The 17957-nt window shown below is 61.7% G+C and carries 14 protein-coding genes; all 14 read left to right on the top strand.

Annotated elements, in window-relative coordinates; all coding sequences use genetic code 11:
- Window position 1 precedes the first annotated feature (1 nt).
- A complete protein-coding gene (locus ACYZUC_RS05635) occupies window positions 2–1441 on the top strand; it encodes a DUF1254 domain-containing protein (RefSeq protein WP_461994203.1) in 1440 nt (479 codons plus the stop codon).
- A gap of 12 nt (window positions 1442–1453) precedes the next feature.
- Complete coding sequence (locus ACYZUC_RS05640) at window positions 1454–2401, top strand: SphA family protein (RefSeq protein ID WP_461994205.1); 948 nt, start codon at window positions 1454–1456, stop codon at window positions 2399–2401.
- Window positions 2402–2413: 12 nt separating this feature from the next.
- Window positions 2414–3457: a hypothetical protein gene (locus ACYZUC_RS05645; protein ID WP_461994207.1), complete on the top strand. Its 1044-nt coding sequence runs from the start codon at window positions 2414–2416 to the stop codon at window positions 3455–3457.
- A gap of 14 nt (window positions 3458–3471) precedes the next feature.
- Window positions 3472–4452, top strand: coding sequence for an AAA family ATPase (locus ACYZUC_RS05650; RefSeq protein WP_461994209.1), 981 nt, complete (start codon window positions 3472–3474; stop codon window positions 4450–4452).
- On the top strand, window positions 4452–5399 hold the full coding sequence (locus tag ACYZUC_RS05655; protein WP_461994211.1) for a DUF58 domain-containing protein: 948 nt from the start codon (window positions 4452–4454) through the stop codon (window positions 5397–5399). Before ACYZUC_RS05650 ends, ACYZUC_RS05655 begins: the two co-directional genes overlap by 1 nt.
- A complete protein-coding gene (locus ACYZUC_RS05660) occupies window positions 5396–6061 on the top strand; it encodes a DUF4381 domain-containing protein (protein ID WP_461994213.1) in 666 nt (221 codons plus the stop codon). The genes ACYZUC_RS05655 and ACYZUC_RS05660 overlap by 4 nt, the downstream gene beginning before the upstream one ends.
- Window positions 6048–7040, top strand: coding sequence for a vWA domain-containing protein (locus tag ACYZUC_RS05665; protein WP_461994215.1), 993 nt, complete (start codon window positions 6048–6050; stop codon window positions 7038–7040). The genes ACYZUC_RS05660 and ACYZUC_RS05665 overlap by 14 nt, the downstream gene beginning before the upstream one ends.
- Before the next feature lies 1 nt (window position 7041).
- A complete protein-coding gene (locus ACYZUC_RS05670) occupies window positions 7042–8622 on the top strand; it encodes a VWA domain-containing protein (RefSeq protein ID WP_461994217.1) in 1581 nt (526 codons plus the stop codon).
- Window positions 8619–10022, top strand: a complete 1404-nt coding sequence (locus tag ACYZUC_RS05675) for a hypothetical protein (protein ID WP_461994219.1) — start codon at window positions 8619–8621, stop codon at window positions 10020–10022. Before ACYZUC_RS05670 ends, ACYZUC_RS05675 begins: the two co-directional genes overlap by 4 nt.
- Window positions 10019–11044 carry an HAD family hydrolase gene (locus tag ACYZUC_RS05680; RefSeq protein ID WP_461994221.1) on the top strand — a complete coding sequence of 342 codons (1026 nt, stop codon included), beginning with the start codon at window positions 10019–10021 and terminating at the stop codon, window positions 11042–11044. The genes ACYZUC_RS05675 and ACYZUC_RS05680 overlap by 4 nt, the downstream gene beginning before the upstream one ends.
- Before the next feature lie 70 nt (window positions 11045–11114).
- The gene (locus ACYZUC_RS05685) at window positions 11115–12701 is read left to right on the top strand and encodes an arylsulfatase (RefSeq protein WP_461994223.1); all 1587 of its coding nucleotides are present in this window, start codon (window positions 11115–11117) and stop codon (window positions 12699–12701) included.
- 212 nt (window positions 12702–12913) lie between these two features.
- Window positions 12914–15427, top strand: coding sequence for a spermidine synthase (locus ACYZUC_RS05690; protein WP_461994225.1), 2514 nt, complete (start codon window positions 12914–12916; stop codon window positions 15425–15427).
- A 121-nt stretch (window positions 15428–15548) separates the two neighbouring features.
- Entirely contained in the window at window positions 15549–16922 is a 1374-nt protein-coding gene (locus ACYZUC_RS05695) for a J domain-containing protein (protein ID WP_461994227.1), read from the top strand.
- Window positions 16919–17914, top strand: coding sequence for a DUF3829 domain-containing protein (locus ACYZUC_RS05700; RefSeq protein ID WP_461994229.1), 996 nt, complete (start codon window positions 16919–16921; stop codon window positions 17912–17914). Before ACYZUC_RS05695 ends, ACYZUC_RS05700 begins: the two co-directional genes overlap by 4 nt.
- Window positions 17915–17957: the final 43 nt, after the last annotated feature.

A 17957-nucleotide genomic window follows, 5' to 3' on the forward strand; every position in this document is an offset into this window, starting at 1 on the left:
TATGCACGGTGCAATTCGCGCAGCCGGTTACAGCTTGATGAGCATGTTTGTCAGTTGCGGCGTTGGAGCTCAAGACGTCAACGTCAGTCAAAAGACCGGATTCACCGCCAGCCCGGAAGAAGCGCGGGCCATCGCCAAGGAAGCTTATTTGTACGGCTACCCGGTGGTGGAAATGTACAAGACCCTCTACACCCAGGCGGTCGACAAGAAGAGCCCGAACTTCAAGGCACCGTTCAATCAGATCGGCAACACAGCACAGGCATTCACCGCAAAGGACACGGCCTTCGTCACGCCTAACGCCGACACGCCCTACTCGTTTATCTGGATGGACCTGCGCGCCGAACCGGTGGTGCTGACCCTGCCGCCCATCGAAGAACACCGTTACTACTCGGTGCAACTGATCGACGCCTACACGCAGAATTTTGCGTATCTGGGCACCCGCAGCACGGGCAACGCCGGCGGGCATTTCATGATCGCCGGGCCGAACTGGCAAGGTCAGCAACCGGTTGAAATCGACCGCCTGCTGCGCAGTGAAACCAACATTGCCTACGCGCTGTACCGCACGCAGTTGTTCGACGATAAAGACCTGGGCAAGGTCAAGGGCATCCAGAAGGGCTACAAGATCGAGCCGCTGAGCCGCTACGTTAAACAAAAGGCCCCGCCTGCCGCGCCGAAGGTCGACTGGCCCAAACCCACGCCGACCATGAGCGAAACCCCGGAGCTGTTCGGCTACCTGAATTTCATGCTGTCGTTTGCCCCGCCCCAGGATGCGGAGAAAGACTTGCTGGCGCGTTTCGCCAAAATCGGCATCGAAGCCGGCAAGCCGTTCAAACCCAACGAGCTGCCTGCCAGTCAGCGCAAAGCCCTGGAAGACGGCATCGCCGACGCCAAGGCCGAATTCGCCCAGTTCAAAAAGGACAAGGTCGACAGCCATCAGGTCAGCAGCGGCGATTTGTTCGGCACCCGCGACCACCTCAACGGTAACTACCTGTACCGCTACGCCGGCGCCAACATGGGGATCTTCGGCAACTCTGCCGAAGAGGCGAATTACATCGGCTATTTCGTCGACAAGGACGGCCAGCCGGTCGACGCCTCGAAACACGACTACACGCTGCATTTCGACAAAGGCGCCCTGCCCCCGGCCGACGCGTTCTGGTCGCTGACGATGTACGACGGCAAGAACAAATTGCTGGTCGCCAACCCGCTGAATCGCTACCTGATCAACTCGCGAATGCTGCCGGATCTCAAGCTGGATGCCGACGGCGGCCTGACCCTTTATGTGCAGCACAAAGCCCCGGCCAAAGACCTGCAAAGTAATTGGCTGCCAGCGCCGAACGGGCCTTTCTACGGCGTCCTGCGCCTGTACCTGCCGAGACCGGAAGTCTCCAGCGGCGAGTGGAAAATGCCCTTGCTGACGCCTGTCATCCCACAAAATCAATAAGCGGAGCCAGCCATGGTCAGGTCTTTTGTAGTACGTCCTTTGTTGGCCCTCTGCGTGGTCGGCAGCAGCCCACTGGTTTTGGCGGCAGAAGGTGGCGGTGGTCGGCCGATGACCGGCTTGCAGGTATTTTCCAATGCCGGGATCGTGCCACCGGAACCCGGCTGGGTGATGTCGTTGAGCAGTTTCTGGTACGACGGTGAGCTCAAGGGCAACGTACAAGTGCCTATCGTTGGCGCCTTGAGTGCCGGCCTGGACCTGAAAGTGTCTTACACCATGGCCAACTTCACCCATGTCTGGGATACCGGCAAGGGTCGCTGGAACTACGCGTCGGCGATTGGCGTGCCGGTGCAGTACACCGACATTACCGCGAGCGTCACCGGGCCTCGTGGCCGGACGCTGGGGAGGGAGGACACCGGTACCCAGTTCGCCGATATGCTGGTGACGCCAATTGCCGCCGGCTACCACTTCGACGAGGTCAACCACCTCTCGTTGTCCTTGCCAATCTACCTGCCGACCGGCGCTTACAACGATGATCGCCTGGCCAACGCCGGGCAGAACAATTACACCTTCATGCCCACCGTGGCCTTCACTCACCTCGACGGCAAGGGCGGCGAGTTCACCCTGTCTGGCGGGCTGGAGTTCTACACCGAAAACGACGCCACGAACTACAAGAACGGCAACCTCTTCACCCTCGATGCGCTATGGACCCACGGCTTCGGCAACGGCTGGAACGCCGGCATGGCCGCGGGTTACATCCAGCAGGTCACCGACGACACCGGGTCAGGCGCCAACGGCGGCTTTCGCGGACGTTCAGTGGGTGCCGGACCGACGGTGGGCTGGGCGGGCAAATTTGCCGACGCCCAGGCCAGCGTCAACGCCCGCTGGATCCCGGAGTTCGACACCAAGAACCGACCTGAAGGCAACGGGTTCAGCGTCAACCTGACCTTGGCGTTCTTCTAGGAGTGACCAGGGATGGCCATCGGCTCCAGAATGACTTTATGCAGCGTGTTGTTCAGCGGTTTCGCCTGCGCCAGCGGTGACTTGCCGACCCTCGGCACTACACCGGCGCCACCCGCCCCCAAAGGTGACCCCGAGACCTGCCATCGACTGCAACAGGACTTCGACATCGACCTGAAAAAAGTCGTGGCGGCCGGGTGCGATCCGTCCACGGAACAGATCGCCAAACTGATGGACAACCCGGTGGGCAATCTGGTGTTGCTGTTCAATCAGTTCGACTACACCGCGCTCAAAGGCCCGCACAGCAACGGCACGCGCATGCTGGGCAAATACAGTTTCATGCCGACCTTTCCGATATCCCTTGGCGAAGACTGGAACCTGATCAACCGCTTGCCCATCAGCTACGTCAGCGCGCCGGTCAACCGCAAGGCCGGCAACCTGATCGGCATGGGTCCCAATGAATTGCTGCATGACCGCAGCGACTTCACTTCGGTGGTGCAGGACCCGTTCGACCGCACCAGCGGTTTCGGCGACCTGGCCTACGTGGGCGTGTTCTCGCCCAAGGAGCCGATCCGCTTCGCTGGTGGCGGCAAGATGGTCTGGGGATTCGGCCCGACCGCCATGTTTCCCACCGCCGAAGAAGACGTGCTCGGCACCGGCAAATACGCACTCGGCCCGGCGTTCGTTGCCGCCTACCTCGGCGAAGACTGGACCCTGGGCGTGTTCCCGCAGCACTGGTGGTCAGTGGGTGGCGACAGCCAGCGCAAGGACGTCAGCCTGACCAATATTCAGTACTTCATCCAGCGCACAATTCCCGGCCCTGAGCAATGGCGGGTCGGCATGACGCCAAACGTCACGGTCAACTGGAAGGCCGAAGGCGGCAACAAGGTGACCTTCCCCATCGGCATCGGCGCCGGGCGGATCTTCAACTTCGGCAAGCTGCCGGTACGGATTTCCGGGGAGATCCAGTACTCGGCGATTCACCCGGACGACCTGATCAGCAGCCGCTGGAATTTCCGCTTGTCGTTCATTCCCGTCATTCCGACGTTCATGTTCTGAGGCAGGGACCGCTTATGACCGCACTCAATGATCTCAATGCCCTGCAAGCCAGCATCGCCGAAGCGGTGCTGGGCCAGGATCAAGTGATCCGGCAGATTCTGCTTGGCCTCCTCGCTAACGGCCATTTGCTCCTGGAAAGCTTGCCCGGGCTGGCCAAGACCCGCACGGTGAAAGCGCTGGCCAAACACCTGGACGCGAAAATGAGCCGCATCCAGTTCACCCCTGATTTGCTGCCGTCGGACATCACCGGCGCCGAAGTGCTGCACCAGATCGATGGCAAAAACGAGATCCGGTTCCAGCCAGGCCCACTGTTCGGCAACCTGATTCTGGCCGACGAAATCAACCGCGCGCCGGCCAAGGTCCAGGCGGCCCTGCTGGAAGCGATGGAAGAACGGCAAATCACCGTGGCCGGCAACAGCCATGGGCTGCCGGAGTTGTTCATCGTAGTCGCCACCCAAAACCCCATCGAACAGGAAGGCACCTACCCGCTGCCGGAAGCGCAGATGGACCGTTTTCTGATGAAGGTACTGCTCGATTACCCGAGCGCGGAAAACGAGAGCCAAGTGTTGCGGCTGCTGCGTGAAGAGGAGTTTGCGACGGGTGCCAAGACCGCGCCGGTGCAGGGTTTCGCGCTGTCGCAGGAAGTGATTTTCGCTGCACGCCGGGAAGTCAGCGCCATCCATGTGTCCCCGGCCATCGATCGTTACCTGATCGACCTGATCAACGCCACCCGCCATCCGACGGATTACGACGCGGACCTGGGCCGCTGGATCGCCATCGGCGCCAGCCCGCGCGGCGGCATCGGCCTGGACCGTTGCGCCCGCGCCGATGCCTGGTTGCAGGGGCAGGACTTTGTCTCGCCGGACAACGTGCGCGCCGTGGTGCATCCGGTGCTGCGTCATCGTTTGCAGCTGAGTTATGAAGCGGTCGCTGATGGCGTCACGGCCGATCAGGTGCTGGATCGCCTGCTCGATAACGTTGCGATTCCTGCCTGATGTTGAAAATAAAAAGTGTCGACGGTCTGGTCTATGTCTCTCTGGCGCAATTGATGGCGCTGGAGTTCAAGGCCCGTGACCTGAGTTTCCTCGCACGCCAGCCGCAAGGCAGCATCCTCGCCGGCAACCACGCCTCGCGGCTGCGGGGGCGCGGGCTGAATTTCGATGAGCTGCGCCACTATCAACCGGGTGACGACTTGCGCCACCTCGATTGGCGCGCCTCGCTGCGCACCGGCAAACCGGTGGTGCGCACGTTCACCGAGGAGCGGGATCGCCCGGCGTTGATCCTCGTGGACCAGCGCATGTCGATGTTTTTCGGCTCGCAACGCAGTTTCAAATCCGCGGTTGCCGCCGAACTCGGCGCACTGGCGGCGTGGATGGTGTTCAACGCGGGCGATCGGGTTGGAGGGTTGGTATTCAACGATTCACGGATCGACGCGATTGCCCCGTTGCGCAGCCGCAAACGGATCGAAGCGCTGTGCAGTCGCATCGTCCAGCAGAATCAGGCATTGAGCGCGGCCAACCCGGACGCCGAAGGCGAGGATCAACTCGATAAAGTCCTGCAACAGTGCCTGGCAGTCGCCGGTCACGATCACCTGATCTGCATCGTCAGCGACTTTGCCGGCGCGGGCGAACGCACCTTGCAACTGATGCGGCAACTGGCGGCGCACAACGATGTGATCGCCATGCAGGTGTACGATCCGTTGGCGTTGAACCTGCCGAAAAATGGCCGGTTGCTGATTACTCAAGGCCAGTTGCAAGTCGAGCTGGCGGTCGAGCAACGCAGCGTTCATCAGCCGCTGGGGGATTTTCTCAGCGGTCGGCTCAAGGACGTCGCCACGCTGCTGCGGCGCAGTCAGGTGCCGTTGATGATGTTCAGTACGGCGACCGAGGCGCAGGCACAACTGCGCGCGGAACTGGGCAAACTCGGCGGGGGGCGGCGATGAATCCCAACGTGCCGAGCATTGAGCAACTCAAGGAAATGGCCCTGCCGGCGCCCGTCAGTTATGCGCCGCAGACGTGGGGCTGGTGGGTGTTGTTGGCGCTCTTGATGGCTGCTGTGTTGCTGGTGGGTGCGCGGCGGTATTGGCAGTGGCGGCGGGATCGGTATCGGCGCGAGGCGTTGGAGCGGTTGGCTGAACTGCAAAGCAGCGATGATCAAATCAGCGCCCTTCGCGAACTCCCGGAGCTGCTCAAACGCGTCGCGCTATCGATGCCTATGGGTTGGAATACAACCTCTGTAGGAGCCGGCTTGCTGGCGATAGCGGTGTGTCAGGCGCCTTCAATAGTGACTGACCGGACGCGATCGCCAGCAAGCCGGCTCCTACAGGGTTCAGCGCAGAGTCAGTCGGTTTCAAGGGTGAATGGACGGACGCCTTCGCGAGCAGGCTCGCTCCCACAGGGGGATGTGGGTGCACTCGGGGGCGAGGATTGGCAGGCATTTCTGGCGCAGCACAGTGCGCAGCCGTTGCCGGCGGATTTCAGCCAGCAATTGGCGTTGCTGGCCTATGCGCCGGATGAAGCATTGCTGGCGTTGCCCAATGATCAGCGCCAGCAGCTGTTCGACACCTGCAAACACTGGGTGGAGTCGCATCATGTGGCAGCTTGATTACCCCTGGCTGTTACTGCTCCTGCCGTTGCCCTGGTTGGGTTACCGCTACTTGCCCGATTACCGCGAAGCCCGCAGCGCCGTGCGGGTGCCGTTTTTCGGCGCCATGAGCCGCGCGGTCGGTCAGGCGCCGAGCGCCGCCGGCACGCGCAACAATCGCTGGCAATTGCTCCTGAACCTGCTGGTCTGGGCGCTGTTGCTGCTTGCGACCGCACGCCCGGTGTACGTGGAAAAACCCATCGAACGCCAGCAACCTGTACGCGATCTGATGCTGGCCATCGACATCTCCCAGTCAATGGAAACCACTGATTTCACCGATGCCAACGGGCAGAAGATCAATCGTCTGGCGGCGGTCAAAGACGTGGTCCACGGTTTTATCGACAAGCGTAAAGAAGATCGCCTGGGCCTGATCGTGTTCGGCAGTGGCGCGTATCCGCAGGCGCCGCTGACACTGGATCACGCCAGCCTGTCGCTGTTGCTGGACGACACCGGCATCGGCATGGCCGGGCCCAACACCGCCATTGGCGATGCGATTGGCCTGAGCCTGAAGTTGCTGGATCAGGCCCATGAACAGGAAAAAGTCCTGATCCTGCTCACCGACGGCAACGACACCAGCAGCGCCATCACCCCGGATCACGCGGCGTCGATGGCCGCCGCCAAGGGTGTGGTGATTCACACCATCGGCATTGGCGACCCGAGCGCCGAAGGCGAAGCCAAGGTCAACCTGCAAGGCTTGCAGCAGATCGCCGACGCCACGGGCGGCAAGTTCTTCCGCGCCGAAGACCGCACCGCGCTGGATCAGGTCTACAGCACCCTCGACACGCTGACCCCGCACCAGGTGAAAACCCTCAGTCATCAACCGAAAAAGGATCTGTTCTGGTGGCCGCTCGGCGCCGCTATAGGTTTGCTCACGCTCTATCATCTTGGCGCCCTGCTGCGTCCGCATCTGACCCTCGCACGTCAGCGGCAGGAGGCTTGAGATGGAGATCAACCTCAGCGACTTGCACTTCCTCCGTCCGCTGTGGCTCTTGCTCGTGCCGTTGGCTGCCTTGCTGCCGTGGCTCTGGCGCCGCAGCCGGGATGTGCAGCGGCGTTTGCGCAGCAACATTGCCGAGCACTTGCTGCCGCACTTGCTGATGACCCCGCAGGACCAACAGCGCTTGCGGCCGGTGCATCTGGTGTGCGCGTTGTTGATGTTGGGCGCCCTCGCCGCTGCCGGGCCGACCTGGGAGCAGGACCGGCCGGACTTTCTGGAAAATCGTGCGCCGCTGATCATTGCCATCGACCTCTCGCCCTCGATGGACGCCAGCGACGTGCCGCCCAGTCGCCTGGAAGCGGTCAAACACAAACTGCACGACCTGATCCAGCGCCGCGCCGGTGCCCGCAACGCGCTGATCGCCTACGCCGGAAGCGCGCATCTGGTGTTGCCGCCAACCGACGATCCGGCGTTGCTCGATACGTTTATCCAGGCATTGAGCAGCGACCTGATCGGCAAACCGGGGAAGGATGTCGGCGCGGTGATCGACGAGGCCAAACGCCTGTTGGCGGCGGAGAAAACGCCGGGCACGTTGTTGCTGATCACCGACGGTGCCGACACCTCGCAACTCGGTGGCCTGGACAAGCAACTGAACGACAGCACGCTGCAAGTGTTGATCCTCGCCGTTGGCAGCGAGGATGGCGGGATCATTCGTGATGCCAATGGCCAGCCGCGCACCGACAGCAACGGTCGCCCGGCCCTCGGTAGTTTCGACCAGGCAGCGCTCAAGCAGTTGGCATTAGCCATGGCGGCGCCGCTGGGCAGCCTGACGCTCAATGACAACGATCTGGACTGGATCGAACTGCACGCCCGGCAACATTTCCAGGCGGCCAGTGACGAGCAGCGTGAATTGCACTGGAAAGACGCCGGATACTGGCTGTGCTGGCCGCTGTTGCTGATCGCGTTTTTCAGCGTGCGCAAAGGCTGGAGCCTGAACTGGACGGCCGGTTTGCTGCTGGCGCTGGGTGTCGGTTTTCAGCCGACAAATGCCCTGGCCAACGCTTTGACCGATGCATTTTTCACCCCTGACCAGCAAGGTCGCTGGGCCTTCGAACATGAGCATTTCCCGAAGGCTGCCGCCCTTTTTGTCGATCCGTACTGGAAGGGCATCGCGGCCTATAACGCGGCGGATTTTGACCTCGCGCTGGCGAGTTTTGCGCGACTGGAAACACCCCAGGCGTATTTCTACCTGGGCAATATTTACGTGCGCCGTTTCAAGTTTGATCAGGCCATCGCGGCCTACACCCAGGCGTTGAAGCTGCAACCACAGTTCCCGGAGGCCACGGCCAATCTGGCGTTGGCCATCGCCCTGGAGAAAGACACCGAGAGCGCCGAACAGAACGCGCCCGAGGTCAAACCCGACGAAATCAAGATGGACAAGGCACCGGGCAAGGGACAAAGCAAAGCCGTGGAGACCGAGCAGGCGACGTCGGACGCGTTGTGGTTGCAGAACCTGACGACATCGCCAGCAAAATTCCTCAAGCAGAAGTTCAGCTTGCAGGATCAGGCGGGGGGCAAGCCATGAACCGAGTCGCGGCCATCGCCAGCAAGCCGGCTCCTACAGGGGAATGCATTTCAATCTGTAGGAGCCGGCTTGCTGGCGATAGCGCCCGCTCAATCACCACAAAACTTGCCGCCTTGCTCTGCTGCCTGATCACCACATCCGCCCTCGCCGCCGAACCCGAACTGCGTATCCAGACGCGCCTGCAACACGCTGACCCGGTCATGGTCGGCGGCCTCCTCGAACTGCAACTCGACGTCCTCACCGACAGCTGGTTCACCGACGCCCCCGCCCTGCCCGACCTGAAACTGCCCGGCGCGCTGGTGCTGCCGCCCGACGGCCACGCCGAGCACATCAACCAGACGCTGGACGGCAAGGCGTACAACGGCATGCGCTACAGCTACCGGATCAGCCCGAATCTGGCCCGGGGTTTCGACATTCCGGCGCTGACCGTGCAGGCCACCCCGGGTCAGGCCAGCGCCCCGTTGAGCGCGCAAAGCCAGCCACTGCATTTCACCGCCACACAGCCGCCGGGGTTCAAACCTGGCGAACCGGTGTTGGTGGCGCAAGGGCTGCGGTTCACGCAAAAAGTCATCGACTCGGCAGCGCCTTTGAAGGTCGGCGACAGCCTGACCCGGCAACTGACCTTGCAGGCCGACAACGCCATGGCCATGTCGCTGCCCGCGCCGTCACTGGGCGACGTCAGCGGCCTGAGCCGTTACCCGAAAAACCCGCAAATCAGCAGCCTGGACGACGGCCGAGGCAACTTCACCGGCGGCCAACGCATCGACACCGTGACTTACCGTATCGACAGCGAAGGCCATCACAGCCTGCCCGCGATCGAGCTGAAATGGTGGGACGCCAGCAGCCAGCAAACCCGCACCGCGCAAGTGCCGGCAGTGAGCTTCGAGGCCATCGCCAACAGCGCTTACACGCCAGTGTTCTCGATTGCCGAAGACCTGAAACAAATGGGCGAACACAGTCGCGTGCGTTTTTCCAGGCACTGGCTGGTTGTCCTGCTGCTGCCCGCAGTGCTGCTACTGGGCTGGTTCGCAAGGCCTTTCATGCGTCGCGCTTACCTGTCCGTGCGCGACCGGCGCCGTGCCCGACAGGCCGCGTGGCTGCAATCCGCCGGCTACGCCTGGCGGCAGATTCCACGGCAAATCAACGCCCGACCGGCGCAACTCAGCGCCCTGTACCTGTGGCTCAAACGTAGCCGCGGAGGCCTGAAATTGAACGCCCTCGGCCCGCGCCTGCAGGACCTGTTACGCGCCTGTTACAGCCGTCAATCGACCGAAGATCAGGCGCTGCGCCAACTCGGGCAATCCTTGTCTACGCTGCATAGTCAGGCGCGAGGCAGCAACGTCCGGACCGTTCCCGCACTGCGACCGCTCAACCCCGTCCACGAGAAGGAATTCCCATGACGAACGCGACATCAAGCCACCAACGTTTCGGGCTCACGCTGCTCTTCGCGCTGGTCCTGCCGCTGCTGGCGCACGCCAACGAGCCATTGCCGTCGTGGAATGACGGCCCGGCGAAAAAGCACATCATCGAGTTCGTCCAGACGGTCACCGACCAATCCAGCAGGGACTTCGTCAAACCCGCTGACCGCATCGCCGTGTTCGACAACGACGGCACCTTGTGGAGCGAGCAGCCGATGTACTTCGAACTGCTGTTTGCCCTGGATGAGGTCAAGCGCACCGCGCCGCAGCACCCGGAATGGAAAACCACCCAGCCCTTCAAGGCCGTCCTGGAAAACGATCACCAGGCACTCGCCGCCGCCGGCATGGACGGCATCATGAAGATTTTCGGTGCGACCCACACCGGCATGACCACCGAAGCCTTCGACGACTACGCCAAAACCTGGCTGAGCCAGGCCCGGCATCCAAAGACCGGCAAGCCGTACACCGAGATGATCTTCCAGCCGATGCTGGAAATGCTCGACTACCTGCGCGGCCAGGACTTCAAAACCTACATCGTCTCCGGTGGCGACACCGGGTTCATGCGCGCCTTCGCCGAGAAGGTCTACGGCATCCCGCCCGAGCAAGTGATCGGCACCACCTTCGTCACGGCGTTCCAGTTCAAGGATGGCAAAGCCTCGATCGTGCGCACGCCCAAACTGGCCCACAACGACGATGGCCCGGGCAAACCGGAAAGCATCGACGCGGTGATCGGCAAGCGGCCAATCCTGGCGTTCGGCAATTCCGACGGCGACCTGCAAATGTTGCAGTGGACTGCCGCCGGCCCCGGTAAACGATTCATGGGGTTGGTGCATCACACCGACGCCAAACGCGAATGGGCCTATGACCGCAAGTCCGATATCGGGCGCCTGGACAAAGCCCTGGACGAAGCAAAAACCCGTGGCTGGACTATCGTCGACATGGCGTCCGAATGGCGCCGGATCTATCCGTTCGAGGCGGCCGCCACTCCCGAGCAAGTGCAATAAAGAGCGTGACGCAGGACTGCAATAAACGTTTGTCGCACCACGCGACACTAGCGCAAAAGGAGCAAGTCAGATGACTCGCATACGCAAGTGGCTACCGAAACTCGCCCTGGTGGCGGCCTCGGTGATGGCGATTTCGGCGACTGCCGGGGCCGCCGAAAAACCCAATATCCTGGTGATCTTCGGCGATGACATCGGCCAGACCAACATCAGTGCCTACTCCATGGGCGTGGTCGGGTACAAGACTCCGAACATCGACCGGATTGCCAAGGAAGGCATGCTGTTCACCGACTATTACGCGGAGAACAGCTGCACGGCCGGACGATCCACTTTCATTACCGGCCAGGCGCCTTTGCGAACCGGTCTGTCGAAAGTGGGCATTCCCGGTGCACCCGTAGGGCTCCAAAAACGTGATATCACCATTGCCCAGGCGCTCAAGTCCCAAGGCTATGCAACCGGACAATTCGGCAAGAATCACCTGGGCGACAAGGACGAGTACCTGCCGACGAACCACGGTTTCGACGAGTTCTTCGGCAACCTCTATCACCTCAACGCCGAAGAAGAGCCAGAGCGTCCGTACTGGCCCAAGGATGATCCCGAGTACGTAAAGGCCAACTCTCCGCGTGGCGTGATTCATAGCTATGCCGATGGCAAGATCGAAGACACCGGCGCGTTGAACAAAAAACGCATGGAAACCATCGACGACGAAACCACAGCGGCGGCCCAAGCGTTCATCGAGAAACAGGCCAAGGCGGACAAACCGTTTTTCGTCTGGATGAACACCACCCGCATGCACGCCTTCACTCATGTCCGTGAGTCGATGGCCGGCCAGAGCGGTATGCCCGGCAACGATTACGCCGACGGCATGCTTGAGCACGACGGTGACGTCGGCAAACTGCTGAAAACTCTCGATGACCTGAAAATCACCGACAACACCATCGTCGTCTACACCACCGACAACGGCCCTAACCAGTGGTCCTGGCCGGACGCCGCCACCACGCCGTTCCGTAACGAGAAGAACTCCAACTGGGAAGGTGCCTACCGCGTTCCGGCGATGGTGCGCTGGCCGGGCAAAATCAAGCCGGGGGAAGTCTCCAATGAAATGTTTTCGGGCCTGGACTGGTTCCCCACCTTGCTGGCAGCTGCCGGCGACACCGGGGTCAAGGACAAACTCCTGAAGGGCTGGGCACCGACGTCGGGAGGCACCAACTTCAAGGTGCATCTGGACGGTTACAACCAACTGCCGTATCTGACCGGCCAGGCGCCGAAGGGTGAGCGTAAGGAGTTTTACTACTTCAACGACGACGGTGTGCTGGTCGCCATGCGTTTTGATAACTGGAAAGCGGTTTTCTGCGAACAACGCAAACCAGGCGGGTTCGAGGTATGGAGCGAGCCGTTTGTCTGCCTGCGGGTACCGAAAGTCTTCAATCTGCGCATGGATCCGTATGAACGTGCCGACGTGGTTTCCGACCAGTATTACGACTGGACAGCCAAAAACGTCTACCTGACTGGACTGGCAACCATGAAAGCGGCGAAGTTCCTGGAGACCTTCGTCGAGTACCCACCAAGCCAGAAACCGGCCAGCTTCAGCATCGACCAGGTCCGTGCTGCTGTGGATGCCAAAATCGCTGAAAAAATGAAGAATCAACCTGCACAGTAAGACCGTTTGACCGCCGCTCGCCCGCTACGGCGAGCGGCCCTATTCCCAGATGCAAACACAAACCTTGTAGGAGCCGGCTTGCTGGCGATAGCGGTCTTCCAGTCAATCAATAGGTGTCTGACCCACCGCTATCGTCGGAACGCCGCCCGCAGCAAGCCGGCTCCTACAATGGTTTTGTGTTTAATTGAATTTTTGTACAAGGCAATAGCCCTATGTCCTCACGTGTCGCCAGCAAGTCGTCGGCCATTCCTGTTTCTCATGCCGCCTCCCCCGCGCTGCTGATCCCGGCCCTGTTGCTGTTCGTCTCCGGTGCCGCGGCGCTGGTGTATCAGGTGTTGTGGATCAAGCAACTGTCGCTGGTGGTCGGCGTCGAGGTCTATGCAATCACCACCGGTATCAGCGCTTTTTTTGCCGGGCTGGCCTTGGGTGGATGGCTGTTCGGGCGCTGGGCGGATCGTTTGCAGCAGCCCGTTCTGCTGTATGCAGGGCTGGAAGTGGTGGTGGCCGTGTTGGGTGTCGGCGCGACCTTTGCCATGAGCCTCGCGGCCAGCCCGTTTGCCTGGCTGGAGCAACAGGTCGGCGTGGTGGCGTGGGTGTTGCCCTTCGCTTTAGTCGGCATCCCGGCGCTGTTGATGGGCGGCACCTTGCCGGTGCTGGTGCGCTCGTTGGCCACCGACCCGCAGCATCTGGGCAAGGCTGGCGGCCAGCTCTACGCGGCGAACACCGCTGGGGCCATCGCCGGCACCCTGCTTGCCGCGTTCGTGCTGATTGCCACCCTCGGCGTGCGCGGCAGTGCCCTGGCCGCCGCGATGCTGAACCTGCTGGCCGCGGCCGGCGCCTTGTGGTTTCAGCGTCACCGTTTATTACCGGTCGTTGTGCCGGCGAAACACACGTCCAGCAAAGCGCCCGACCGACTGGCCTTGTGGCTGTACTCGATTGCCGGCGGCGTGGCCCTCGGTTATGAGGTGGTCTGGTCGCAATCGATCGTACAGTTCATGAGCACCCGCACCTACGCCTTTGCCGTGGTGCTGGCGACGTACCTCACCGGGCTGTTTCTCGGCAGTGTGCTGCTGGCCCGTCGGGTGGAGCGCATTCGTGATCCCTGGGGAGTATTCGGTTTGCTGATCGCCGGCGCCGGGCTGGTCGCGTTGCTGGAAATCGCCCTGCTCGGTCAGTGGCTGGTGGTCGCGCAAAGCCGCGCCGAAGCCTGGGTGTTGTCGCTGGGTGCGAGTGAACTGACGGGTATGAGCGCGCGGTTTGCGGTGGCGGCGTTGAGCATCGTGTTTGTGCCGACGCTGTTGTTGGGCGCGGCGTTCCCCCTGGCCCTGCGCCTGAGCGTTGGCCGCGAGCGGATCGGCCAGGATGTCGGCGCTGTCGTGGCGTTCAATACGCTGGGCGGGATTGTCGGGGTGATGCTCTGCGGGTTTGTGCTGATCCCGTGGCTGGGCCTGGTACGCACATTGGGGCTGTTGGCCATCGTCGCCGCCGGGATCGGGTACTTCGCGGTGCGCAAGGGTCACGGGGTCAAGAAAGGTCGGCGGCAAGCGGTGGTGACTATCGGTCTGTTGTCGGTGGCGGTCGCGGTATTTACCCCGGTGAACAAACTCGCCAGCCTGCTCCCCGGTGCTCGCAACGCCACGCTGGCCTTCTATGAAGAAGGACGCGGCGGGACCGTGGCGGTGGTCACCCAGGGCAAGGGGCAGAAAGCCTTCCAGCGCTTGTACATTCAAGGCGTGTCCAACACCGGCGACGCCATGCCGTCCCTGCGTTACATGCGCATTCAGGCGCTGCTGCCGCTGCTGATCCACAACGGCGAACCGCGCTCGGCGCTGGTGATCGGTTTTGGCACCGGCATCACCGCAGGCGCATTGACCCGTTATCCGGGGCTGGAACACCGGGTGGTGGCCGAGTTGCTGCCTTCGGTGGTCAAAGCTGCGCCCCTGTTCAAAGGCAACTTCAATGCCGCCGCCGATCCCGGCGTCGACGTACGCCTGCGCGACGGGCGCCAGGAGCTGCTGCGCAACCCGCAACGCTATGACTTGATCACCCTTGAACCGCCACCGCCCTCCGCGGCCGGCGTGGTCAATCTTTACTCCCGGGACTTCTACCAACTGGCCGCCAGTCGTTTGGAGAAACAGGGGTTAGTCGCACAGTGGCTGCCGCTGCCCACGCAGAACATCGACGATTCGCGCGCCCTGGTGCGCAGCTTTCTCGATGTCTTCCCGTACGCCAACGTGTGGACCAGCGAGTTCCACGAAATGCTGCTGGTGGGTTCGATGGAACCGATTGCGCTGGATGCGGCGAAAATCAGCGAGCGCTTCCAGCAGGACAGCGTGCGCAGCGCGTTGCAGGACGTGGGCATCGGTTCTGCCAACGCCTTGCTCGCCACGTGGGTCACCGATCGCACGGGGCTGGAGCGTTTCGCCGCCGATGCCCCGCCAGTGACCGACGACCAGCCGCGTATCGAATATGCGCCGTGGGTGCGGGCCAAGGAGATCAGTCGGGTGCTCCCGGCCCTGCTGGACTTGCACGTCGCACCACCGTTAGTGAATGCCGATGCGGGATTCATCGAGCGGATGAATGCGCACCAGCAACGCTTGATGCAGTTCTATCGGGCGAGCCTGCATGCCTATGACGGCGACCGTGATGCGTGGGCCAGGGATATTCGCGAGGTGATGCGCGGGGATGGGGGGAATCCGTATTATCGGTGGTTTGTCGGGGAGTGACCGTAAGACCTGGGGACTTTTCGACGCGAAACAGGTAGGGTGCGCAAAATCAATTTGCCATCATTCCCCTCGGTTTTAGGGTAGTTGTCGCGTCGCGGGTTTTCATGGAGTTGCACACGCAATGAGTTGCTGGACCGTCCTTGGCCTGCCGGCCGACGCCGATACGCGCCGTATCAAACGCCAATACGCGACCCTGCTCAAACAAACCCGCCCGGATGAAGACCCCGAAGGTTTCCAGTGTTTGCGCGAAGCCTACGAACAAGCACTGAACATCAAGGAATGGGAGCAATCGCGCGAAGAAACCTCGGGCGATGATGCGTCGTGGGACCTGACGGGCCTGTCGGTCATCGAGGTCAACCCTCTGCAAGTGGTCACGCATTCGTTGCACGAGGTCAGCCACGGCGAACTTGATCAACGTTACGCCACTGCCTTTGAACGGGGCGCGGTGGCTGCCATGGAAGACGCCGTGTTGCGCCATTGCGTTGAGCACACTGACACGTCCGAAGCCCTGATTGAGTGGGCGATCGACACCTTCCACTGGTTCAGTTTCCAGCAACGGCTGGAGCTGGATGAAGACATGGTCGAGCAGTTGCTGACACAGCGGCAACGTTCGCGGGAGCGTCGTGAAGCGCCGATATTTCTCGCGCGACAACAACTTCTGGCGTCGCAACCCGCCGCCACACCCGAACATCGCGCCGCCCGCCTGTTGCTGGCGCCGTCCAGTTTCAGCCAGCGCCGCGCCCTGGCCCGACGGCTGCGTGACGAAGACTGGGCGCAATGCCGGCTTCTGAGCTCGGCGCTGAATGCCAACCACCCAGACATCTGCGCAAACCTGCCCGGCGGCACGCCGTTCTTCTGGTGTGACTGGGAATACAGCTACGACAGTTGGCCGATGTACCTGGGCGTCGCCCTCGCCTGCCTGGTCGGAAGCTTCGTGCAGTTCGCGCCGCTGGGTACGCGCCTGGGCGGATTGATCGGCGTTGCGGTGTTCTGGTCAGTGATATTCGCCGTCGGCGGTTGGGTGCTCAACTGGCTGATGGGTCACGCCGTTCATCGTTATTGGCTGCTGGACGATCGACTGAGTGCACGCCTGTCGCCCTCGCTCAAGCCGCTGCCGTTTGGCGTTTTGCGCGACCTGATTCCCGACGCAATCATGGCGGTGGGCATTGGCCACGTGTATGGCGTAGTCGGCAGCGTGGTGTACGTCGCCACACGGATGGGTGTCGGGTTCATACGCCGTCGCGAGGTCAATCCGCGGGTGTCCTGGCAACGTACCCATCCCTTGTTCAAACGGTGTCTGGCGGGCGCCGGCATTCTGGTGCTGGTCTTGCTGCTCGGCGTGTTCAAAGTGATCTCCAGCCAGGCCACGGTCAACCGCAATCAGGGTTTGCAACAGTGGACCGAACGCTTGTGCAGTCGGATGCCGGTCACCGCCAAAGAGTGCAACGCACCGGCCACCGTCGAGCAGTGGTATGGCCAGGAGAAACAGCGATGAATCCGAAATGGCTTCTCCCGGTGGCGCTCTTTTTGGGGTTGATGTTGATGGGCCTGGCCGGTGCCTCAAAACCCGTCGCCCGTATTGATTTGTGGCTGGACAAATACGACGCGCCAATCACCGCGCAGGCCAATTCACTGAGCCCGGTGATCGACTGCATCAATCGCGTCGACGTGCATTGGCGCGTGGCGTACGAACTGTACAAATCGCCGAAACAAGCAGCGGATCCGGTCCAGGACTGGATCGCCAACCGGCATGACTTCGACGACGACGGTGCCAGTGATGCGCGCAGCATTCAACGGGACATCTGTTCGCCGAAAATCAGCGAAAAACTCAAGCTTCTGGAGTACGACACGCCGTTAACGCTGAAGGCCGACGCTTATGTGCAGACGCTGCTGCAAGTGACGCCTCTGACCGAACAAATGCTCTTTTACCGCCAGGCAGCTTTCTCGCCGCCCTCCTTTGAATTGCCAACCGGGTTTGCCACGCAGTTCGCGCCCAAGGCTGAGGCGTATCTGAATGCTTCTGCAGCGTTGAGACAGCGCGTCGAATCGCTGGACGTTGAACAACGACGGGTGCAGCTCAACCGGATAGAGGCGCGTCTGGGCAAGGACATTCACTGGTATTTGCTGGCTTACATGATTCAGGCCAGAGACACGCTGAACCTTGTAAGTGAGGGGGTGAAAAACCGGACCCTGACGCCCCAGGCGCTGGCGAAGACCACCGCTGAGCTGCAACTGGCCTGGGATTACCGGCAGCAGTTCACTCGGCACCAGTTCCCGCAAACGCAGAAACGCGATGAAGTGCCGCGTTATCTCTGGTCGCACATTGCCGGGCCGGCGCAGAAGTACCTGGACGCGTTAAACACGCTGCACAAGGACTGGCGGAACAAGGCCGAGCCGCAACACTTGAGTGACGATTTTCATGCGGTAACGCGAGGGTATGACTCGTTGATAAGCCATTACAACCGGCAGGCGCGAGCCGAGTATTGAGTGCATGCCGGATCACTTTCGCGGGCAAGTCCAATCACCGCAC

This window comes from Pseudomonas sp. GT1P32 (assembly GCF_054897805.1).